Here is a 23,227-nt window from a genome sequence, read left to right on the forward strand (position 1 = left end):
ATAATGTTTGCATTAAACGAACGGCATGATTTTAATATTTAGCATTACCTCGTATTTATCAGTTTATTTGTTTGTTAGTTGAAAGATTGACCATATATTGTTTTGTAAACAACTGATATATACTTATTCAAATTTTGTATTGTATGAATTTTTCATTTTCTAATTATCAAAGCGAAAATTTCTTCGATGAAATGTTCACAGCTGATGGGGAGATAAGGCCGGGGTACGAACATTTAAAGAACAAATTTGAAAACCTCACACACGACGACCTTACCAACCGCCAGCTGGCCACCGAGCGTGCATTGCTTTCAATGGGGATAACATTTAATGTGTATTCCGAAGGCGAGGGAACTGAGCGGATCATGCCCATTGATATTATCCCGCGCGTGCTTTCCAATGCGGAATGGGAATGGCTTGAAACCGGTCTTAAACAGCGTATTAAGGCATTAAACATGTTCATTGACGATGTTTATAATGAGCAGAATATCCTGAATGACGGCGTTGTTCCAAGAGAACTGATCGAGTCAAGTAAATGCTTTCTGAAACCTTGTATCGGCCTGAAACCGCCAAAAGGGATCTGGTGCCACATTACCGGAACCGACCTCATTAAAGGGGACGATGGCACATTTATGGTTTTGGAAGATAACCTGCGTTGTCCGTCGGGTGTTTCTTATATGCTGGAAAACAGGGAGTTATCCAAGCAAATTTTCCCGGACGTACTGGCCCGGACCGGCGTAAGGCCCGTTTCAGATTATCCTACGCGTTTGCTGCAAATGTTACAGCATCTGGCCGACAGGCCGAATCCGACTGTGGCTGTGCTTACGCCCGGGATCTATAATTCCGCTTATTTCGAACATTCTTATCTGGCGCAGCAGATGGGCGTCGAGCTGGTGGATGCGCGCGACCTTGTTGTTTCGGATGGATATGTGAAGATGCGGACGACCAACGGATTGCAAATCGTGGACGTAATTTATCGCCGGATCGACGACACTTTCCTGGATCCGGAAGCATTTTATCCTGATTCTATGATTGGAATTCCGGGAATTTTTGAGGTTTATAAGAAAGGACGTGTAGCATTGGCCAATGCTCCGGGAACTGGTGTGGCCGATGATAAGGTTGTGTATGCGTACGTACCGCGTATTATCAAGTATTATCTGGGAGAAGAGGCGATCATTCCGAATGTGAAAACTTACATCTGCGGTGAGCAGGAAGATTTCGATTATGTGCTCGAAAATATTTCTCAGCTCGTCGTAAAGGAAGCAAATGAAGCAGGAGGTTATGGCATGCTCATCGGGCCGAAAGCAACGGAAGAAGAACACGAGTTGTTCAGACAAAAAATACGTGATAACCCGAGGAACTACATTGCCCAACCCACGATTTCATTATCGCGGGTGCCTTGCATGGTGGACGGGCACGCCGAAGGCCGGCACGTGGACCTGCGTCCGTACATATTATATGGGGATGACATTAGTGTAATTCCTGGCGGGTTAACGCGCGTGGCTTTGCGTAAAGGTTCTTTGGTCGTAAACTCGTCACAAGGCGGAGGGGGCAAGGATACGTGGGTTTTATATTAATTTATCATTAACAGTTGCTGGCAGGCTGTTAATGATAATGGTTTATTTTATTTTAAACCAGAATTGTTGATTGCCTGATTTTTATCAAAATATAAAGCAACTTAAATGATAGAACAATGCAACGTGAAGTAACCGGTTGGTACAGTCCGGCGCTGAATGAGAATATGGATATTGCGGTCTACGGACATTATGGAATAGCCTTGTTAATGATTCCCACAGCAGCTTCGGATTATTTGGAATACGAACAAAATGGATTAATAGAGAGCATTGCACCTTTTATAGAGGCAGGAAAAGTAAAAGTTTATTGCATTAACAGTATCAATTCCGAAAGCTGGATGAACTCGTACATGCATGGCTACGATAAGGCCGTGCGGCACCAGCTGTTTAATGATTATGTAATTAAAGAAGTAATCCCTTTTATCAAGGATACTTCGAGCCAGGACAATGAAATTATCGCAGTAGGCGCGTCTTTTGGTGCTATGCATGCTGCTAACCTGTTTTTTAAGCATCCCGATTATATCCACGGCATCATTGCCATGAGCGGATGTTACGATCTGAGCCAGTATACGGACGGTTATTATGATGATAATGTGTATTTCAATTCGCCGGTGCATTACTTACCGCAATTGAAGGCCGAATGGCATCTTTCGATGTATCGCGATAGCCGCCATATTCATTTCGTGACAGGTTCGGGTGCATATGAGGTTCCTGAGTATTCAAGGGCTATTTCATCGATCCTCACTTCAAAGAATGTTCCGCACGAGCTGGACATCTGGGGGCCGGATATGCCACACGAATGGTGGGTTTGGAAAAGAATGCTTCCTTACTACTTAGAAACAAGATTTTAGGAAATCAAAAAAAGCTCAAAGCAGCAGACACAGCGTCCAGCAACTTTGAGCTTTTTTCTTTTAACTCTATCTGATTAAGCGCCTTCAAACTGTCTTAAAAACCGCACATCGTTTTCTGTAAACAAACGCAGATCATTGATTCCGTAACGGAGCATTGTAATCCGCTCAATGCCCATCCCGAACGCGAAACCTGTATATTCTTCGCTGTCGATCCCACAGTTTGTAAGCACATTAGGATCAACCATTCCGGAACCGGCGATTTCTACCCAGCCGGAATATTTACAAATGTTACAGCCTTTTCCTTTACATATAAAACACGTCACGTCAATTTCGGCGCTTGGTTCCGTGAAAGGAAAGTAGGAGGGGCGCAGACGGATTTTGGATTCCTTACCAAACATTTCTTTGGCAAAATGATATAATGTGTCTTTCAGATCTTTGAAACTCACATTCCGGTCCACATACAGTCCTTCAACCTGATGGAAAACGCAGTGCGCACGGGCCGAAATAGCTTCATTCCTGAAAACGCGTCCAGGCATAATAGACCGGATCGGCGGTTTTTGTCTTTCCATTAATCTCACTTGCACATTGGAAGTGTGTGTGCGCAAAAGCACATCGTCCTTCACCTCACCCTGGCTTTTTGAAATAAAGAATGTATCCTGCATTTCACGCGCAGGGTGATTATCCGCAAAATTCAGCGCGCTGAAATTATACCAATCTTTCTCAATTTCAGGTCCGTAGGAAACATTGAAACCCATTCTTTCGAAAATCTCAATAATCCGTCTTCTTACAATGGTCAATGGGTGCAAGCTTCCCTGCTGGTTAGGAACAACTGGTAACGTCAGGTCAAAAACCATTTCCGGATTCGCATCCGAAGCGCTTTCTATGGCTGCATTGAATTCCTGAAAACGGTCTTGTGCAAGATTTTTCAATGTGTTCAGTTCCTGGCCAACCGCGCGGCGGTCTTCCTGAGGAATGTTCTTCAACCCCTCGAACAGTTCTGTTACAACGCCTTTTTTGCTGATATATCTGAGGCGGAAAGCTTCCAGCTGGTCCTTGCTGGTGACTGTGATTTGTTCTATTTCCGAAATTAATTCTTTAACGCGTTCGGTAACCATAACTGTTGTTGTTATCAAATGATTGAGGCTGGTATGACTCAGGATTCACACCAAAAGCGGTGCAAAGATAATTAAAGTTCGGCCTAGTGATGTGAATTGATTGCCGCTAAGATTTTTGGGAGTAGGTAGAATTACGCATTTCACTAAGTTTAGTTACGCCTTTTCCGTTTTATGCTAATGTTAAGTAGCTGTTGATGAGTTAGTTGTAAACTAATGCGTACTTCTACGTATTTTCTGGATATACGCTATGTGCTAATTTTGAATACAAGAAAACAAAACATATTAGTCTCTGTTACCATGAAAAACTTTTCAAGCTTTACACACCCCAACCTGTCATCAAAATCAATTAATGGCAGCGCCGCCTTCATCTCCGTACAATCAATGGGACGGACCGTTTACTTAGCTCCTGAGGTTATTACTTTCCTGGAAGGTGAAGGTAATTACACTTTTATATACACTAACACTGGCAAGAAATATCTGGTTTCCAAGACCTTAAAATCATTGGCAGGCCAATTGAACCCGAATTTCATGCGCGTCCACAAATCCTACCTTGTAAACTCGGATTATGTGGTTGCACGCCTGGAAGATGACCGGATGCTCAAATTGTCCTGCGGCAAAGAAGTAATGGTATCGCGCAGAAAAATTAAAGAGATTTCCGGAATGCTGGATCATACCAATCTTCGCATTTCCGCATAAGAGCTTTTGGTGAATTAAATTAGTGGGTTATTCATAAAAACAGCAGCCATCGCATAGATCGAAGGCTGCTTGTTTCGTTTTAATGAGTGAGTGATTGAATGAGTTAATGAGTGAATTATTAATAAATGCTGGTTAAGAATATTCGCTCATTCACTCACTCGCTCATTCACTCATTAAAAAATCTTCAATCCCAGCGTCACCTGCCAGGATCTGATCTTTTGCTTCACAGTATCATTTCCATTTCCAACATTCTGACCGTTCACCTGAAACGAGGCAAGATTGGTAAACGAACCTTCCCTTCTTACATCCAGACTGAAACTGCCGATGTCCAGACCAGCGCCCAGCTGATATCCGAATGTGGCTTCCGACATTGCATTGTTCAGATCCGAGGTGTAATGTTCAAAAGCATCTCTTAACCGCTGATTATCACCAATTCTAAATGAAGTTACAGGTCCGGCCAGAATCCTTAACGGACCGCCTTTGAAACCGATCAGCAATGGCACGTCAATGTTGCTGTATTTGATATTTACTCTTTCTGTTACAGGCGTTTCAAGATCGTTTTTAATAATTTCGAATGATCCGCCTTTCGTTGATACCAAAACTTCTGGCTGGATAAATAATGTGCGGCCGAATCTTGCATAAATCCCGCCCACTGCACCGGTTCTTGTATCAAAGCTTTGTTTTAAATTATCCTTCACTTCTTTACCATCATATCCCAGGTAAGGATTCCCCGCATCGTCGTATCTCGTCGTAAAAACATTTCCCATCGTCAGGCGTGACAAATTCACACCACCCTTAATACCGAACGCAAAACCTTTTTTCTGTGCTTGCGCGGATGTTACGGCAATAAAGCATAACAGGCAGAGACAAGCTACTTTTTTCAGGATGTTCATGGATAATATAATTTTTTAAGTAAAACCGGTTAATAACGCCAAAAAATAAAAAACTATACCCAGCCTATATTTTTTTTGATTTTGTGACTGAAACGTACAAATATTTAGATAATTATTGGGTAAATCGTGTTAGTCTTTAAGGATATATAAATATTACTTTTCTACTTATGGCCAAAGCCAAGACAGCTTATTTTTGTCAGGAATGTGGGTATAATTCACCCAAATGGGTGGGTCGCTGCCCGTCGTGCGGGGAATGGAATACTTTTGTTCAGGAAGTTATTGAAAAAGAGGATAAAAAGACAGCAGTTGCCTGGAAAGGCGTCAATCTGGCCAGCAGGCCGCGTTCTATTGCTGAAATTGAATATCAGAACGAGCCGAGGATCACAACATTTGATGGAGAACTGAACCGCGTGCTGGGAGGTGGGATTGTGCAGGGTTCGCTGGTTTTGATAGGCGGCGAACCGGGAATCGGGAAGTCAACATTAATGCTGCAAATTGCACTTACGCTATCTAACAAGAAGGTTTTGTACGTTTCAGGAGAGGAATCCGATCAGCAGATCAAGATGCGGGCGGAGCGGATGGATTCTAAAAGTGACAATTGCTTCATTCTCACCGAAACGCATACGCAGAACATTTTCCGGCAAATAGAAGATTTCCAACCCGAGATCCTGATCATCGACTCCATCCAGACCATGCAATCCACCTACATCGAGTCGGGCGCGGGCAGCGTTTCGCAGGTGCGGGAATGTACGGCTGAGTTTATGAAGTATGCCAAAGAAATGGGCGTTCCCGTTTTTCTCATCGGGCACATTACCAAAGACGGATCGCTGGCAGGGCCGAAAGTGCTGGAACATATGGTGGACACCGTTTTACAATTCGAAGGCGACCGGCACAACACCTATCGCATTCTCAGAACGGTCAAAAATCGCTTCGGAAGCACTTCGGAACTTGGTATTTATGAAATGCATGGTTCTGGTCTGCGGCAGGTCAGTAACCCATCCGAAATTCTCATTTCGCAGCGAGACGAACCGGTAAGCGGCATTGCCATAGGCTCCATGATGGAAGGCAACCGACCATTATTAATTGAAATACAATCCCTTGTAAGCGTCGCCAATTATGGAACGCCGCAACGAAGCAGCACGGGTTTTGACGGAAAGCGGCTCCAAATGTTGCTGGCTGTGCTCGAAAAGCGCGGCGGTTTTCGGTTAGGCGTCCAGGATGTGTTTTTAAATGTGGCTGGCGGATTAAAAGTGGAAGATCCTGCGATTGACCTGGCTGTGATCGCTTCCATTGTTTCTTCCTATGAAGATAAATTTATCCCGCCGTCCGTCTGTTTTGCGGCAGAAGTGGGGCTTGGCGGTGAAGTAAGGGCAGTTAGCAGGATCGAAAACCGGATTTTTGAAGCGGAAAAATTGGGTTTCAAAAAAGTTTATATTTCAAAATACAACAGCAGAGGATTGGACCTGAAAAAATTCAGGATCGAAGTGATTGCGGTGGCAAGCCTGGATGAGCTGTTTATGTCGCTCTTTCTCAACACTTAATAGAGAGAATACCTTATCAGTATTTTGCATAATAACTTTGCAGCTTGTTGGTAAGGCGCTCGTAGATCGGCTTGCTGAACTCAATGAATAGTTGCTGCGGCGCAGGCGGCATTAATTCCTGGCTTTTGCATTTACGAAGCTGAGCCGCAGTCAGCGCACGTTCGTCGCCGGTGAAATAGGCCCATTCACACATCCAGTTGTATTCACCATTGAATTTTTCCTGGGTTACCACGCGTTTTGTCTTGAAATCCATGATCTGCATATCCAGTAACCCTGCGGAAAGAACGGTTTTGCGGCCTTGGGTTAATTTGGCTGTTACTTTATCGTAAACAGGCTTTTTCGTTCTGCCAACCTGTTTCTCACCCACTTTTACGCTGTCTTTACTAATGAAGACTTCCGTATTTTTTTCAACGAGCGTATTTCCTACGACGAAATCGTCGAATTGCAGTCGGATAATGTGGTCGGGTTCGAGTTTGAGGTCGGCTGCTTCTTCGGGCATATAAAACCGCACGAATTTATTCAGCCGCTTATTAGTTTGCAGATATTCATTGACCCTTTCCTGAAAATATTCATTACTCAGCTGGTAAGTCCTGGAAGTAACCAAAACCTGCTCTACAACCACTTTGAAAGAAGCCACCTCATAAGCGAGTTCCAGCTTTTTCTCCACATCATTGAAATTGGGGATCACGTTATTGACCACTTCAAAATGCTCATAAGCCTTTCGCGCATTCTCCCGGTCGCCTATTGCCAGCAATGTTTGCCCCTCCTTGTAACGGACATTTGCAGCATTATGCCTTGCCAGTTTCTCCTCATTTTCGAAATTCCTGGCGGTAACCAATTTGGAACAGGACTCACATTGATCAATGGCCTGAAAAAGCCTGTTTAATTTCACGTAGGATTGCAATTCAGCTTCCCACTTAAACAGGTCATCAGATTCTTTATTCTGCTTGATATCATTCAAATGTTGTTCAAGCGCGAGGGGATAGGCTTGTTTAATTGCATCGATGGAGGAGCTGTGCGTGGCATTGTTGTCGAGCTTATCAACTGCCCGGATGACAGATTCGTCGAAATCACCCTTTTTAAGCGATTTCTCAGCAGATTTACAGCCTGCCAGCGAAAATAAACTAATGGCAAAATAGAAGAAGGGAGTAAAATATTTTTTCATATCTGACAGCAGATAGGGAAGGACCTGCGATCAAATTTCTGAAAAAATTACCTCATTTTAGAGTGTTTTACCAAATAGGCCATCAGGATCGGATCGAAGCCTTTTGCAATGTCCGCCTCAATAAAATCGATCTTATACTGACCGCATTTCAGTTTGAGTTTTTGATAAAAGTCACCCACAAACTCCTTATAGGAATCCCGAACCTGATCCGGTTGAACCTTCACCCGGTCGCCAGATTCCAGATCGATAAACTCATAAGGCCGGTTTTCAAATGCAAAGAGCTCTTCGGTTTGGCGGTCGGTTACATGAAACAGCAGCACTTCATGCAGATTATGTCTTAAATGTTGCAGTGCGGAGAAAATCTTATCCGCCTCTTCCAGGTTATCGAACATATCACTGAAAATCACAACCAGCGAGCGCTTATGGATCTTTTCCGCGATCTGGTGAAGAACATTGGCCACGGAAGTCTTTGTCAATGGCCGTTTAGTTTGCAGCACATTATCCAGTTCCAGGATAATTTTATGTACGTGTGACGGCGTGGATTTCACGGCCGTCTGGATTTCAATGTTTTCGGAGAATGTGCAGAGGCTTACTGCGTCTTTTTGTCTTTGTAAAAGATAAGTAAGGCTTGCTGCTGCCATGACGCTGAAAGTCATTTTACCATAGCTTTCTTCGGGATAATACATCGAAGAGGAAGTGTCGAGCAGTAAATGGCAGCGGAGGTTGGTTTCTTCCTCGTAACGTTTTACATAAAGGCGGTCTGTTTTGGCGTAGACCTTCCAATCAATGTTACGGGTGGATTCCCCTGTGTTATAAAGCTGATGTTCGGCAAATTCAACGGAGAAACCGTGAAACGGGGATTTGTGGAGGCCTGTGATAAAGCCTTCCACAAGTTGTTTTGCCAGAAATTCCAGATTGCCGAACTCCCTTACTTTTGCTAGATCAAGTTGCCGGCTGTTCATTCTGAAATTACATTATCTGTTGCCGCGCATGGCGACTACTTTTCCCGATCTGGCGTCAATTTGTTCATTAGGATCAAGGAGCACCATTCCTTCCATGCCTACTACGCGGATGGAAACATTGGCAACGCCTTTTGCAATGATGCCCAGTAAGCGGGCGGCCTCGTTGCTAAGATCGACCAATCGGTTTTTTGCGAAAGGTCCGCGATCATTAACTCTTACAATTACTTTTTCGTCGTTATCTAGATTCGTTACTTCGAGCATCGTATTAAGCGGGTAGCTCCTGTGAGCTGCTGACAATTCTGTGCTTTTGTGCACTTCTCCAAAGGAGGTTTTTTTGCCGTTGAACCGGGTTGCATAATAAGATGCGTGACCAGTTTCAGTTTTGCCGAGTTTAACCTGTGCGAAGGTTTCAGGCGCGAAAGCGAAAGCTAACAGGATAAGAATCAGGATACGATTATAAGTCATATCTGTGGTTTTAGGTGAAACATAAATAAGGTAAAAGTCCTTATTTCATACCATTTATTTGGAGTTTGCCGGGAAATTGGAAACCCACGAATTTCAAAACTAATAAAAAGATTTTAGAAAAGAGCATTTTTGAAGGCAAAATTGAAAACGCCACATGAAAAATGTACTAGTCAGTACTAACAAATTGCTAATATGTTCCTGTTTTTTTGTTAGCAGCAATAAACTTTATATTTTAGCGTTTGAAAACCTATTTAAAACTTAACATAGTGGAAGACAGAGAGCAAATCTACTCCAAAAGGGTCAGGGCAGGAAAAAGGACTTACTTCTTCGATGTTCGCTCGACGCGATCCAACGATTATTATCTTACCATCACAGAAAGCCGCCGCCATCCACAGGGAGACGGTTTTACGTATGAAAAACACAAGATGTTTTTATACAAAGAGGATTTTGATAAGTTCGTTGATGCTTTGAAGGATGCCGTGGATCATGTGAAAACAGAGTTGATGCCGGAAGTTGACTTTTCTCAGTTCGAAGCCAAGGCCGATGAGGTGGACGTAGTTGGAGAGTCGGACCTTAAGTGGGATTAAAAAAATTAACAGAATGAAAAAGCCTTCGCAATCAATTACGAAGGCTTTTGGTTTTTCTACTCGCTAAGTGGTAATTTTGTAAATTATCATCTGGCAGACAGGAGCTCTTTGCATTGTTGCATGGAAAACTACCTGCTTTTAACTGCATAAATTATAACATGAGTCTTCAATGTGGGATCGTGGGATTGCCGAACGTAGGGAAATCCACTCTTTTTAATGCCATTTCAACCGGTAAAGCCGAAGCCGCCAATTATCCTTTCTGTACAATCGAACCCAACGTAGGCGTGGTAACCGTGCCTGACGAACGTTTGGATATCCTTACAAAGCTGGTCAGCCCGCAGAAAGTTATACCAACCATCATCGAATTTGTAGACATTGCCGGACTTGTGAAAGGCGCCAGCCAGGGAGCAGGTTTGGGAAATAAATTTCTTGCCAATATCCGGGAAGTAGATGCAATTGTGCATGTTGTAAGATGTTTTCAGGACGAAAACGTCGTGCACGTGGAAGGGCGTGTAGATCCTGTTTTTGATAAAGAGATCATCGACATCGAGTTGCAAATGAAAGACCTTGAATCTGTTGAGAAAAAAATTCAGAAAACAGAAAAAGGAGCCCGCGCCGGTGATGCAAAAGCAAAAGCGGAGCTGGAATGGTTGAAAAAATATAAATCAACGCTCGAAGAAGGCAAAAATGCCCGAAGCGTGGTGATTGATGCAGAAACAAAAGAAGCTGTTATTGGTGATCTGCAATTGCTTACAGCCAAGCCGGTTCTGTATGTTGCCAATGTGGATGAAAATTCAATGCTGACCGGCAACGAGTATTCTGAAAAATTGCGCGAAGCGGTAAAACATGAAGGTGCAGACGTCATTGTCCTTTGTGCAGCCATCGAATCACAGATTTCGGAAATCGAAGATCCGGAAGAGCATGAAATGTTCCTGGGAGAATATGGTTTAAAAGAATCCGGTTTGAGCAAGCTGATCAAGGCTTCGTACTCGCTATTGAACCTGATCACATATTTCACAGCTGGTGTGAAAGAAGTAAGAGCCTGGACCATTGAAAAGGGCTGGAAAGCGCCACAAGCTGCCGGCGTCATTCACAGTGATTTTGAAAAAGGATTTATTCGCGCAGAGGTTATTAAAATTTCTGATTATGAGCAATATAAGACAGAGGCCGGTGTGAAAGAAGTTGGTAAAATGGCTGTCGAAGGCAAGGAATATATTGTTGCGGATGGTGACATTATGCACTTCCGTTTTAATGTATAAAATAACTTTTCTGTTGGTTAGGGAGCGGCCGCCGGTCGCTCCCTTTTTTTGTGTATTTCAACGCCTTCTGTTCCATTCCACAGTCCGGTAACCGATTAGCAAATCAGCTCTTCCAGCATGCGGGCGGTGATAAATGAGGATGTCATAATCATTTTCTGTCGCGCCGTAATTGCCTTCAATGTATCCCTCGTCCGCTTTTTGGCCACCCCTGACCGTCGTGTAATTGTAGTTGATAACGCCTTGTTTAATCATCATTTCGACTTCATATGCATTGGTTGCAACATTGTAGGTCATTTTGTTGGCATCATTGAGTTGCCACAGATTGAAGGCACCATTTACGTAAAATGTAGCCTCCGGATCTTGCTGGGTTTTTAATGTGAAAAGCACGGGCGTGTAATCTGCTTCCACGCTTCCATTACCGGATTCGCGCTGATCCACAATGTATTGACCATTGAAATCGTCCGTTTGAATGTATGCATTGATTGCCCGTGATTTGTCGGGGAATAACATTAGCCGCGTGAATTCGTCCGACCGCTCGATCTCATTGACACCAAAACCCCTGCCTGTCAGGCTTCGGCTATCAAAATAGCGAAATTCATTTCCACCGGGGAATGTGTTTTCGAGATCAAAGAATGTGTATTCCAAAATCTGATCAAAAGGTCTGACATTGGTCGGTTTAAAATTGGCCCTTATCTCATTGAACCGGAAGTTCTTCCGGAGCACCACTTTCAAATCCGTTTGCGGCGCATTTAATGGGTATCCTTTATAATCAACCGAAAAATCGATTTGCTGGTCAGAAAACTGCTGTTGAATGCCTTGGGAAAAACGCGCTTTCGCATCAATGTTCACCCGCGATTCATAAAGCATGAAACGGCGGCTGAGAACAGGTTTCCTGTCGCGGTCAGAGTAAACATAAATCACGTAATTGCCTGATAATTTGAGTTTTGGTAATTCCAGTTTATAATGAAAATAAGGCACTTTGGTGCTGAATGCCTGCTGATAATCATTGATCGGATATTCGTTGAATTCAAATGTAAATTCGATGTCGTTCAGGTTTGATTTGGTCCAATCCGCATTGCAATGGATGATTTTCGCCCGGTAACCTGCGAACTGGCCCGAAAGATCATCAAATTCCAAAACGAGTGGGGCAGGGCTGGTTAATGGTTTTATTGCAGGTGTGAGAAGTCTGGTAGGGTTTTCAGGATCTTCAAGCGCCGGATAAAGCAAAACCGTCTTGATCTTATCATTATATATGTAATCTTCCAGCCTGATGTTCTGCGATTGTGCATTGGCATTTCCCCCTATCAGAATTAACCACAAAAAAAGCGAAATCGACCTCATAATAATTCATTGAAATAATACTGTGATTTTCTAACTAATGTACGTCTGAATAACGAAACGTGTTTTGCACGCTAACAACTATTTTTTAACTTACATTATCAAACATGATCGCACAGACTATTAAAATGTATTCAGAACAAGAGTATTTGGAACTGGAAAGGGAAGCAGAATACAAGAGCGAATATTACCGCGGGGAAATATTTGCGATGGCTGGGGCTGGACGCAATCATAATCGGATTGTGGAGAACTTGTCCATCGAGATTGGCGGCTATTTAAAAGGTAAATCCTGTCAAAGTTTCTCACGTGACATGCGCCTGCACATCCCTGAAAATGGGCTTTATACTTATCCGGACTTTATCGTGGCTTGCGGCAGGTTGGAGTTTGCAGAACAGGACAGCGAAACGTTAGTTAATCCTTCTATTATCATTGAAGTGCTATCCAAATCAACCAGCGCTTATGATAGAGGCGACAAATTTCGGCTTTACAGATCTATTCCGACATTACTGGAATATATTCTCATAGACTCCTTATCTATTTCCGTTGAGGTTTGGCGGAAAAATGACAACGGAGCTTGGTATTTAGCATCAGAAACCGAGAATATTGAAGATCACATTCCGATATCTGCTATTAATGTACAATTAAGATTGCGTGATATTTATGCGCAGACAAGCGGATTAATTAAGCCCAGATGACATAAGAAAGGGAAATCGTTTGATTTCCCTTTCTTATGTCATAATATTAAATCTCACTTCCCAGCCAGCGCATCCACTTCCAGCATCAGGTTCTCCCAAGTCTCCGTGCTTTGATCGAGCTTCTGCTTGATGTCGGCATAGAAGCGGTTTAGATCAGCCAGAGCTTTTGAATCATTGTAAATCTTTGGATCAGCGAGTTTTACTTCTGTTTCCGTTTTCTTGATTTCCAGGTTGTTAATCGTCGATTCAAGCTCCTCGATTTGCTTTTGCGCCTTTTTTATTTTCTGAGAATCCTCATTGGAAACTGATTTGCCATTGTTCTTTTGTGCATTACCATTGGAAGCAGGTTGCGGAGCGGTTTTTTGCGGAGGTGCGCTGCTTACCGTTGCCTTATCACTCACCGCAGACTGTAATCCACGCTCTTCAACCCAAACTTCGTATTCTTGATATGTTCCCGGATATTGCTTAATCTCATGATCTTCAATGTACCAGATCTTGTTCGCAATGTTCTCAACAAAATATCTATCGTGGGAAACCACAATGTAACTTCCTTCATATTGCTGCAAGGCCTGGATCAGAATGTTCACCGACTGCATGTCCAAGTGGTTGGTAGGCTCATCGAGCAGCAGGAAGTTGGCTTGTGAAAGCAAAACCTTAGCCAATGCAACCCGTGATTTCTCTCCTCCCGAAAGGACTTTGATCTTCTTGAAAACATCATCCCCGGTGAATAAAAAACATCCCAAAACCGTCCTTAACTCTGTCTCCGTTTTGTTTGAATTGGCGTATTTAAGCTCTTCAATCAGGTTATGGTTCACATTCAGCGATTCGAGCTGATGCTGCGCGTAAAATGTAAAGGAAACATTATGTCCTAGCCTTCTTTTTCCTTCAATTGGCTCAGTTCCAGCCACAACGCGAAGCACTGTGGATTTTCCGCGTCCGTTCGCTCCGATCAGTGCGATCTTATCGCCGCGCTCCATACTAATGTTGGTGCCATCCAGAATGACTTTGTCGCCATATGCTTTCGACGCTTCTTCTAACTGGAAAACGTGCCGTCCAGGCTGTGTTGTAAACTGGAAACGGAAATGCACTTTTGCATTTTCATCAATCACCTGGTCCACAACATCCATTTTATCCAATGCCTTCACCCGGCTCTGAACCTGGCGGGATTTGGTTGCTTTGGCTTTGAAACGCTCGATAAATCGCTCCGTTTGGCGAATTTTAGCCTGCTGGTTTTCATAGGCACCGCGCTGGATTTCATTGCGTTCCTCTTTTTCCTCCATATAGTAGGAATAATTTCCAGCATAGTAATTCAGCTTTCCATTCGCAACTTCAACCGTTGTATCAATGGTGTTATCTAAAAATTGCCTGTCGTGAGAAACCACGATCACCGCGCCTTCATAACTCTGCACATATTTCTCAACCCACTGGATCGATGGTAAGTCCAAGTGGTTGGTTGGCTCATCGAGCATCAGCAATGATGGTTTTTGCAAAAGCAGCTTGGCCAGCATTACCCGCATTCTCCAACCTCCGGAAAACAATTTTAATGGTCTGTGTAGATCATCTGTAACAAAACCCAAACCTTCCAGAATCGCTTCCGCCTTGGATTGAATTGTATAACCATCCAATGCTTCAAATTCATCCTGAACCCTTGCAAGCTTGTCAACAAGTGCATCTGTATAGTTATGCTCCATGTCGTACAGGATCTTGTCCATTTGAACCTGCAAGATATTTTGCCTTTCGAAAGCTTGCATGGCCACCGATAAAATGGAATCATCACTTTGGTAAGAAAGCAGATCCTGGTTCAGGAAACCGATGGTGCAGTCGCCCGATTTGGAGATATTTCCACCGTCCGGCTGAAATTCCCCGTTTATCATTCTGAGCAGTGTAGACTTCCCTGTGCCGTTCAGACCGATAAGGCCGATCTTTTGTTTTGGCTTGATATGCAGCGAAGCACCGTCGTAAAGTGCCCGGTCGCCAAGAAAGTAACTGAGGTTTGTAATCGCGATCATGCCGCAAAGGTACGCCGAAAGAAGGAGATAGAAAAAGTGTAATTGTTGGAATAGTTATAAACGACGATCCATAACCGGGTAATTGCCGGATTTAATGTAGATTTGATACATGAACAATCTGTTTCCGATTTTCCTTAAACTTGAAAACCTGCATACGCTTATTGTGGGCGGAGGTTATGTAGGGCTCGAAAAAATCACAGCTGTGCTGGACAATTCCCCGCTCGCAAAGGTGTCCCTGGTTTCACCCGACATCCGCAGCGAAATCAGGGAACTGGCCGATCAAAATTCACGGATAAGTTTAATTGAACGCAGGTTTGAAGACAGCGATTTGGCCGGTAAAGACGTGGTAATCGTGGCAACGAATGATAAACCAGAGAATGCCAGGATCGCCGGGGTCGCCAGATCGAAAAATATGCTTGTAAATGTGGCCGATACGCCCGCCATATGCGATTTTTACCTTTCTTCCGTGGTTAGAAAGGGCAATCTGAAAGTGGCGATCTCCACAAACGGAATGTCACCCACGCTTGCGAAGCGATTGAAGGAAGTTCTGGGCGAAGCATTGCCGGATAATCTTGAAACGGCTATGGAACAATTGAAAGCCGTCAGAGATATGTTAAAGGGTGATTTTGCTTCAAAAGTCGATGAGTTGAACCGTATTACTTCCGTTTTAACAGACAAAAAAAATTAGGCGAAAAAGGCCTGATAATGCCACAATATTTTAATGCTCTGAATGTTTTATTAGTTGTAAACCAAAAGTTTGGCGTCACCCTCCGCATCGTTTCGTATTTCTGCGTATTATTGATATCATTAACAACTAAATCCGTCCAGACGGAAACCCATTAATTTTGCATTAGACTTATACTTATTTCTATATGGATGTTCTCTATCGGATCAGTGGCCTGAGTCGGCTTTCAGTCTTGCTTGCTATTTTAGTTTTTCTTTCCAGTTCATTTTCTGTTTTTTCAAATACAATATCTGCTGCGGATATTGACATTAAAGGGGTTGTCAAAAGTGCGACCGGCGAAGCGCTTATCGGCTCTACGGTTCGTGTGAAAGGAACGCAAAAAGGCACGGTAACGAACGAAAAAGGCGAGTTTGTGCTGCAAGGGGTGAATGATGGGGCCACGCTTGTGGTGACAATGATCGGATTCCTGCCCAAAGAAGTGAAAGCTGCAAAAAGCATTTCCATCGAACTGGCAGAAGACGCGGTTGGATTGCAGGATGTGGTTGTGACTGGTTTTCAGCAAATTGATAAAAATAAATTTACGGGTTCCGCGGTAACATTAAAAACGGACGATGTCAGAATCGACGGTCTGCCCGATGTAAGCCGAATGCTGGAAGGCCGGGCTGCCGGGGTTTCTATCCAGAACGTTTCCGGGACATTCGGTGCAGCGCCAAAAGTCCGCATCCGCGGCGCAACTTCATTAAATGGGGATAACAAGCCTTTGTGGGTAATTGACGGTGTTGTGCAGGAAGATATTGTGAACATTTCCAATGATCAGCTTTCCAGCGGTGACCCTACCACATTGCTCGGTTCCGCCGTTGCAGGACTTAATCCGGCTGATATTGAAACATTTGACATTCTGAAAGATGCTGCCGCGGCTGCATTATACGGCGCACGCGCAATGAACGGCGTCATCGTTATCACAACCAAAAAAGGTAAAAGCGGCAAACCTGTAATCACTTATTCCGGAAATTTCAGCACGCAGCTGACGCCTAGTTACAGGGATTTCAACATCATGAATTCTGCTCAGCAAATGTCCGTCCTGGGCGAGCTTGAAAGGAAGGGTTTTCTTACTTCCAGCGTCCTTTCCAAGCCGGATTATGGTGTTTATGGTAAATATTACAATTCACTCGCAGGTGATGAACAGGGGAATTTTCCCCTTGGCAATACGCAAGAAGCAAAGCGAAATTTTCTGTTAGGATATGCCAGGGCCAATACAGACTGGTTTGATGTCCTATTCAAACAAAACTTTATCCAGGAACATTCGGTAAGCGTTTCATTCGGAACGGATAAATCTACGTCTTATGTATCAACGAGTTATCTGGATGATAGCGGCTGGACCATTGCAGATAAGGTCAAACGTTACACACTGAATTTTAAAAATACTTACCAGCTTTCTCCCAAAATTACGCTCGGTTTGCTGACGCTTGCTTCTGTGCGACGCCAGGAAGCGCCCGGCTCGCTGAGCCGCAGGAGTAACCCGGTTGAAGGTAAATTCGACAGGGATTTTGACATTAATCCGTTCAGTTACGCGCTCAACACAAGCCGGACGCTTACTGCGTATGACGAGAATGGGAACCTGGAATTTTTCAGAAGAAACTTTGCGCCATTTAACATTGTATCGGAGCTGGAAAATAACCGCATCAAGCTGAATCTGGCCGATATAAAGTTACAGGGAGATTTTTCTTACAAAATTACGGACAAAATTACCTACGATTTTATAGGTGCACTGCGCTACATTCAAACGGGTCGCGAGCACATTATCACCGAAATTTCCAATATGGCCAACGCATATCGCGCGGCTGATAACTCCACAATTGCATTAGCCAACAAATATCTGTACACCGATCCCGATGTGCCCAATGCATATCCCGTGGTTGTGCTCCCAAGCGGTGGTTTCTACAACCGGAATGAGGATCAAATGTTGTTTTATAACATTCGTAACAACATCAGATACAATAAAACATTTAATGAGAGGCACGCAGTGAACGTGCTGGCGGGACAGGAGATCAAATATACCAACCGGCAAAATTCCAATAACACCGGTTACGGATTTCAATATGGTCAGGGTGGGACGCCGTTTGTGGATTACCGCATCCTGAAACAAACAATTGAAGCCAATTTCCAATATTACGGCATGCGTATGGATTACGAGCGTTTTGCCGCATTTTACGGAAGCGCCGGTTATACATTAGACGATAAGTACAACTTCACAGGCTATGTCCGCTACGACGGTTCCAACGGTTTCGGAAAGTCGGCCATTGCGCGCTGGCTGCCGACGTACACTGTGGCAGGTTCCTGGAATTTTGACCGCGAGAATTTTATAAAAAGATTTAAATGGTTGAGTATGGGGCGGTTGCGCGCCAGTTATGGGCTTTCAGCTGATACGGGCCCGGCAACCAATTCGGCCGCATTGTTCCAGAGCATCATTACCAGACGTCCTTATAGTGACGAAAAAGAGTCTGCGATACAACTTGCTTCTCTTGAAAATACAGAGCTGACCTGGGAAAAACTTTACAGCGGAAACGTAGGTCTGGATCTTGGATTTTTGGCCAACCGGCTCAACCTGAGCGTGGACGGTTATATTCGTAACAGTTTTGATCTGATCGATGAAATCAAGACCTCAGGGATCGGCGGGCAGATCTACAAAGTGGCCAACTACGCAGATATGGAATCCTATGGGGTTGACTTTTCTTTGGATGGGGTTTTATTCAAAAACAAAGACTGGGATTTCCGCTGGCGTGTGACCGTGGGTTATGCACGCACCCGCATCACGAATGTGGACAATAGCCCGGGAATTTTTGACCTTGTCAAAGCAGAAGGCGCTAATGTAAAAGGAAAGCCGGTTCGGAGCTTATTTTCTATCAAATACGACGCGCTGAATCCGACAACCGGTGTGCCGATTTTCGTTAATGAAAACGGCGAGGTAAGTTCGGACGTTTATCTGCAAGATCAGAATGTAGGTTACCTCAAATACGAAGGCCCGGTCGATCCGCCATTTACAGGTGGTTTCAATAATACATTGACATACAAAGACCTGTCATTAAATGTGTTTCTGACATATCAGGCTGGTAACAAAATCAGGCTTAACCCGCTTTATAAAGACACATTCAGCGACCTGGATGCAATGCCCAGGGAATTCCTGGATCGTTGGGTAATGGCCGGTGACGAAAGTGTGACGACGGTTCCGTCGATCAGTGATATGCTTGAAAAACAATATCTCTCGGGAACATATCCCTACAACATTTACAATTATTCAACCGAGCGGGTTGCAAAAGGGGATTTTATCAGATTAAAATCGGTTTCGCTGGCATATAAGGTGCCTTTGGTTATTGCTTCTAAATATGGTTTCAAAGGAGCGAGCATTCAGGTGTCGTCCATTAATCCCTGGTTAATTTATGCGGATAAGAAATTGAAAGGACAGGATCCCGAATTCTTCAACTCGGGTGGTGTGGCTCAGCCAATCCAGAAGCAATTCACAGTGGCGCTCAAACTGACATTATGATCGTGAAGCAGGTAATCAGTATGGATGATTTTAAGTTTTTGAATATGAACAAAGCTGAAATTTTAAAAAAGATCCTTTTCGTTCTGCCGTTTTTCATGCTGGCAAGCTGCGAGGATTTTCTTTCGACAGAACCGGACAGCACGCGGGCCACGATCAACACGCCCCAGCAGGTTTCTCAGTTACTAACAACAGCCTATCCGCAAGGAGGTTATGTTGTTTTTGCAGAATCCATGAGCGATAATGTTGCTGACAAGGGCATTGGCGAAGATGATAAAACTAACCGGGCATCATTTCTTTTTGAAGAAGTGGAAGCCACGGTCGATGAGCAGGATTCTCCCGACCAATATTGGGCTGAATGTTACCGGGCTGTTTCTGTCGCCAATCAGGCCCTGGACATCATCAGCAAGTCTCCGGACCCATCGCAATATAATGCACAGCGCGGTGAAGCATTGGTGGCACGGGCTTATGCGCATTTTATGCTGGTCAATTTTTTCAGCAAGTTTTTCGATCCAAGCAAGCCCAACACGGAGCCGGGCATTCCCTATGTTACTGAGCCCGAAACAGTTGTTTTGAAAAAATATGAAAGAGGAACTGTTTCCGGCGTGTATCAAAAAATTGAGCAGGATTTGCTTGAAGGTTTGCCGCTGATCAGTGACGGTTCATACACGATTCCGAAATACCATTTTAACCGTGCAGCCGCAAATGCTTTTGCAGCCCGTTTTTATCTGGTTAAAAGGGATTATCCCAAAGTGATACAGTATGCCAATGACGTTTTCCCGGGCAGCAGCATTGTGGATAATCTAAGGCCTTGGAATACAACATATTCCAGTCTTTCACCCCAGGAATTGTACAACACATATTCCAGGGCCAGTCAGAATGCAAACCTGATGCTTGTGGAAACTGCTTCGCTTTTTGGCAGGCACGTTGCGCGATATCGTTTTGGAATGAATTTCCGGAAATGGCAGGAAATTTCAGAAGGAGAAGGCATAATCACTGAGTCGCCTGGCTGGTCATATCCGCTTTATTCCCAGGGAGATAATAATTATCTGATCCCGAAATTGAATGAGTATTTTGTGAGAGAATCGGTTAATGCGGAGATTGGACAGCCTTATGTTATGTTGCCGATCTTCACGGCCGAAGAAGTGCTTTTCAACCGCGCCGAGGCCAATGCATTCATGGGCAACACAGCGGCGTCCCTGGCCGACCTGAATTTATTTGTAAGCAAACGTGTAGACAACTATGTTGCCGGAAAACACATGGTTACTGCTGCGAGTATCCGGCGGTTCTTTGGAACGAGCAATCTCAGGGACGGGATCATCAATACAATCCTGTCTTTCAAACGTGTCGAATTCGTTCAGGAAGGCATGCGCTGGTTTGATTTGCAGCGTTATGCGGTGCCGGTAACGCATGAAACGGTTAATGGCGGCACAATCACGGTTCCGGCGGATGATCCGAGACGGATCTTGCAAATTCCGCAGTCAGCTACATTAGCAGGAATTGAACAAAATAAGCGTTGACCCTAAGCATTTAATGATATGATGATGAAACAATTACATAAAATATTCTTCGCAGCAATGTTCCTGTCCATCGGACTAAGCGGCTGTAAGGAGGAAGAGATAGGGGAGGTGGAAGACATTCCCGGCCTTGGAGGTGACGAATGGGTGCAGGGGCCAGTTGATAAATGGATCCTGGACAGCCTTGTAACGCCTTATAACATCTCAGCCAAGTACAAATGGGACCAGTTTGAATTTGGTAACATCACCAAAACGCTCGTTCCACCGGATGAATCACAGGTTATCCCGTTGCTGAGCACCATCAAAAAAGCGTGGACCGTTCCTTACGTGCAGGAAGCCGGGAAAGTTTTTTACAACAAATTTTCGCCAAAATTCTTCATCCTCTCAGGCAGTAACGAGTACAATGCCGAAGGATCGATCACGCTGGGAACGGCTGAGGGTGGGCGTAAGGTCGTCCTGTTTGGGGTTAATCTGTTCAAGATAAAAGGAATGGCCGGGTACGATGCTGCGCGGGATTCGTCTTTCGTAAAAGACTGGTTTTTACATACTATCCATCACGAATTTGGTCATATTCTGCACCAGACTGTGCTCTATCCGGTTGAATACAAAGCGATTTCCAAAGCATTGTATCAAGGCGGTAACTGGATCAACTGGTCGGATACGGATGCGCGCCGGGACGGGTTTATTACGGCTTACAGTTCATTGAATTTTGACGAGGATTTTGTAGAAATGATCGCAATGATGTTGACGGAAGGAAAGGCAGGTTTTGATAAAATCGTCAATTCTATTCCCGAAGGCACGAGTCCCCGTGGAACAACCAGAGAGCAGGCGCAAGCGGCATTAAGACAAAAAGAAGCAATTGTGGTTGCTTATTACAAAAACACCTGGAAAATTGACTTTTACAGCCTGCAAAACGGGGTTAGGGGATCAATGAACAAGCTTTTTTAATTGTATTTCAAAATATTTTCGGATGAAAAACTCCATTTTATATCTGCTGTTTTTGTGCGCCTTTCTTACTGCTTGTGAAAGTAGCGATGACACGCTTTTTGAAGAAACAGCCGATGCACGGTTAAATGCGGCCATTGCGTCATACGAAAAGCAACTGGTAGAAGCTCCTAATGGCTGGAATGCCGTCGTTTACCCTGGCGGTGGCGGGACTTATGGTTTTCATTTTAAATTCGATGAAAAGAACCGTGTGACCATGTTCTCGGATTTTTCAGACGAATCCGCTGCCAAGCCAAAGGAAAGCAGTTACCGGTTAAAAGCAGTGCAAACGCCGGTGCTGATCTTTGACACTTATTCTTATCTGCACATTCTTTCTGATCCGGATGAGGAAGTGAATGGCGGCGTGCGAGGCGAAGGACTGCTGTCCGACTTCGAGTTCAGCATCTTCCCTGATTCGGTAAAAGCTGAGTCGATCACGCTTGTTGGCCGGAAAAATAATAGCAGATTGATCCTCACCAAAGCAACACAGGCCCAGGCCGCATCTTACGCCGCTGGCAATTTGGCAAAAGGAGTTTTGTTCAATAACATCACCAAATACCTGGCATATTTCAAACGGGTCACTTTGGGAAATGTAACTTATGAAATCACATTAAGCCCAAGCACGCGCACCATCAAAATGACCTGGCTGGATGGAAGCATACCAAAGGTTTTTACAACCAATTATTACTTTACAGAGGCCGGCGTAGCATTCGCCTCGCCATTGGTGAACGGTTCGCAAACCATCACCGGCTTTACAAATATCACCTGGAATGCCAATGCTGTTCAGGTAGGGGTTACGGCCGGTGGATTAAAAGGGACAGTGGTAAGCGCGATTAAGCCGCTGTCGGTGGATCTGGCAGCTTCCAGAAGATGGTGGCAGGAGCCGATTGAATCCGGTGGCGACTGGCGTTCACTGCAAGGATTTCATGTGAATGGTGTCGATGATGCATTCAAAGTGCAAGATTTGAAAGTGGACGAAGCACAATATGCATTTGTCATTTATCAGCCCGGATATGGTGCAACTTTTGACCTTTTCGGTCCAATATTTTTCGAAGATGATGCGCTAAGGCTTATTTACGGTTTTGCGCCCGCTACACCGACTTTTGCCAGCGATGGCCGTATCATTTTCCGTGATGCAGGAACGTTCGGCAAAGTTCCTACAACAGGCCCAGCAGTAGAAACTGCCAAGTTGCTTTATGAGCCGAGCGGATATTATCTTATCCAAACTTCTTCAACAACGTATGATATGGTCAGTGCAAAGGATGCTAAGTCCTGGATCAACTGGCAGTAAATACATTGAATAAATTGGTCTAAAAGCACAAAAAAACCACTACCATAACGGAGTGGTTTTTT

At 44.2% G+C, this 23,227-nt stretch carries 19 protein-coding genes; 12 read left to right on the forward strand and 7 right to left on the reverse strand.

Annotated features, from left to right (window positions below; translation table 11 throughout):
• Positions 1–143: 143 nt before the first annotated feature.
• Positions 144–1,574 carry a circularly permuted type 2 ATP-grasp protein gene (locus tag L0659_RS08540; protein ID WP_235125424.1) on the forward strand — a complete coding sequence of 477 codons (1,431 nt, stop codon included), beginning with the start codon at positions 144–146 and terminating at the stop codon, positions 1,572–1,574.
• A 116-nt stretch (positions 1,575–1,690) separates the two neighbouring features.
• Positions 1,691–2,422 carry an esterase family protein gene (locus tag L0659_RS08545; protein WP_235125426.1) on the forward strand — a complete coding sequence of 244 codons (732 nt, stop codon included), beginning with the start codon at positions 1,691–1,693 and terminating at the stop codon, positions 2,420–2,422.
• 74 nt (positions 2,423–2,496) lie between these two features.
• Here the strand turns inward: L0659_RS08545 and pheS are convergent, their stop codons facing one another.
• Positions 2,497–3,537 (reverse strand): phenylalanine--tRNA ligase subunit alpha, encoded by a 1,041-nt coding sequence (gene pheS / locus L0659_RS08550; RefSeq protein WP_235125428.1) that lies wholly within the window; start codon positions 3,535–3,537, stop codon positions 2,497–2,499.
• A 297-nt stretch (positions 3,538–3,834) separates the two neighbouring features.
• On the opposite strand from pheS, the gene L0659_RS08555 reads away from it, so the two are divergent.
• Positions 3,835–4,233 (forward strand): LytTR family DNA-binding domain-containing protein, encoded by a 399-nt coding sequence (locus tag L0659_RS08555; protein ID WP_235125429.1) that lies wholly within the window; start codon positions 3,835–3,837, stop codon positions 4,231–4,233.
• Between the two features lie 173 nt (positions 4,234–4,406).
• Here L0659_RS08555 and L0659_RS08560 read toward each other — a convergent pair whose 3' ends face one another.
• Positions 4,407–5,126, reverse strand: a complete 720-nt coding sequence (locus tag L0659_RS08560) for a porin family protein (protein ID WP_235125430.1) — start codon at positions 5,124–5,126, stop codon at positions 4,407–4,409.
• Positions 5,127–5,293: 167 nt separating this feature from the next.
• Between L0659_RS08560 and radA the strand changes: the two genes are divergently transcribed.
• Positions 5,294–6,667 (forward strand): DNA repair protein RadA, encoded by a 1,374-nt coding sequence (gene radA / locus L0659_RS08565; RefSeq protein ID WP_082213645.1) that lies wholly within the window; start codon positions 5,294–5,296, stop codon positions 6,665–6,667.
• A gap of 16 nt (positions 6,668–6,683) precedes the next feature.
• On the opposite strand, the gene L0659_RS08570 is transcribed toward radA, so the two are convergent.
• From L0659_RS08570 to L0659_RS08580, 3 genes are read right to left on the reverse strand one after another with little or no spacing between them, the layout of a single operon-like run.
• The gene (locus L0659_RS08570) at positions 6,684–7,832 is read right to left on the reverse strand and encodes a hypothetical protein (RefSeq protein WP_235125431.1); all 1,149 of its coding nucleotides are present in this window, start codon (positions 7,830–7,832) and stop codon (positions 6,684–6,686) included.
• Positions 7,833–7,879: 47 nt separating this feature from the next.
• Positions 7,880–8,794, reverse strand: coding sequence for a DUF58 domain-containing protein (locus tag L0659_RS08575; protein ID WP_235125432.1), 915 nt, complete (start codon positions 8,792–8,794; stop codon positions 7,880–7,882).
• A 12-nt stretch (positions 8,795–8,806) separates the two neighbouring features.
• Complete coding sequence (locus tag L0659_RS08580) at positions 8,807–9,259, reverse strand: septal ring lytic transglycosylase RlpA family protein (RefSeq protein WP_235125433.1); 453 nt, start codon at positions 9,257–9,259, stop codon at positions 8,807–8,809.
• A gap of 239 nt (positions 9,260–9,498) precedes the next feature.
• Here L0659_RS08580 and L0659_RS08585 point away from each other — a divergent pair, with 239 nt between their 5' ends.
• The gene (locus L0659_RS08585) at positions 9,499–9,846 is read left to right on the forward strand and encodes a DUF3276 family protein (protein WP_082213641.1); all 348 of its coding nucleotides are present in this window, start codon (positions 9,499–9,501) and stop codon (positions 9,844–9,846) included.
• A gap of 158 nt (positions 9,847–10,004) precedes the next feature.
• Positions 10,005–11,105, forward strand: a complete 1,101-nt coding sequence (ychF, locus tag L0659_RS08590; protein ID WP_235125434.1) for a redox-regulated ATPase YchF — start codon at positions 10,005–10,007, stop codon at positions 11,103–11,105.
• Between the two features lie 57 nt (positions 11,106–11,162).
• Here ychF and L0659_RS08595 read toward each other — a convergent pair whose 3' ends face one another.
• Positions 11,163–12,446, reverse strand: coding sequence for a DUF5103 domain-containing protein (locus L0659_RS08595; protein ID WP_235125436.1), 1,284 nt, complete (start codon positions 12,444–12,446; stop codon positions 11,163–11,165).
• Positions 12,447–12,550: 104 nt separating this feature from the next.
• Between L0659_RS08595 and L0659_RS08600 the strand changes: the two genes are divergently transcribed.
• Complete coding sequence (locus L0659_RS08600) at positions 12,551–13,138, forward strand: Uma2 family endonuclease (protein WP_235125437.1); 588 nt, start codon at positions 12,551–12,553, stop codon at positions 13,136–13,138.
• Positions 13,139–13,191: 53 nt separating this feature from the next.
• Here L0659_RS08600 and L0659_RS08605 read toward each other — a convergent pair whose 3' ends face one another.
• Complete coding sequence (locus tag L0659_RS08605; protein ID WP_235125438.1) at positions 13,192–15,147, reverse strand: ABC-F family ATP-binding cassette domain-containing protein; 1,956 nt, start codon at positions 15,145–15,147, stop codon at positions 13,192–13,194.
• Positions 15,148–15,256: 109 nt separating this feature from the next.
• On the opposite strand from L0659_RS08605, the gene L0659_RS08610 reads away from it, so the two are divergent.
• The 5 genes from L0659_RS08610 to L0659_RS08630 all read left to right on the forward strand — a co-directional run bounded on the left by L0659_RS08610 (position 15,257) and on the right by L0659_RS08630 (position 23,165).
• Positions 15,257–15,835: a bifunctional precorrin-2 dehydrogenase/sirohydrochlorin ferrochelatase gene (locus L0659_RS08610; RefSeq protein ID WP_235125439.1), complete on the forward strand. Its 579-nt coding sequence runs from the start codon at positions 15,257–15,259 to the stop codon at positions 15,833–15,835.
• Between the two features lie 184 nt (positions 15,836–16,019).
• Positions 16,020–19,376 carry a SusC/RagA family TonB-linked outer membrane protein gene (locus L0659_RS08615; protein ID WP_235125440.1) on the forward strand — a complete coding sequence of 1,119 codons (3,357 nt, stop codon included), beginning with the start codon at positions 16,020–16,022 and terminating at the stop codon, positions 19,374–19,376.
• Entirely contained in the window at positions 19,373–20,893 is a 1,521-nt protein-coding gene (locus L0659_RS08620) for a RagB/SusD family nutrient uptake outer membrane protein (RefSeq protein ID WP_235125441.1), read from the forward strand. Before L0659_RS08615 ends, L0659_RS08620 begins: the two co-directional genes overlap by 4 nt.
• An 18-nt stretch (positions 20,894–20,911) precedes the next feature.
• Positions 20,912–21,838 carry a putative zinc-binding metallopeptidase gene (locus tag L0659_RS08625; RefSeq protein ID WP_235125443.1) on the forward strand — a complete coding sequence of 309 codons (927 nt, stop codon included), beginning with the start codon at positions 20,912–20,914 and terminating at the stop codon, positions 21,836–21,838.
• A 22-nt stretch (positions 21,839–21,860) separates the two neighbouring features.
• Entirely contained in the window at positions 21,861–23,165 is a 1,305-nt protein-coding gene (locus L0659_RS08630; protein ID WP_235125445.1) for a DUF4302 domain-containing protein, read from the forward strand.
• Positions 23,166–23,227: the final 62 nt, after the last annotated feature.

It is taken from the genome of Dyadobacter sp. CY347 (genome assembly GCF_021502655.1).
Lineage (GTDB): Bacteria > Bacteroidota > Bacteroidia > Cytophagales > Spirosomataceae > Dyadobacter.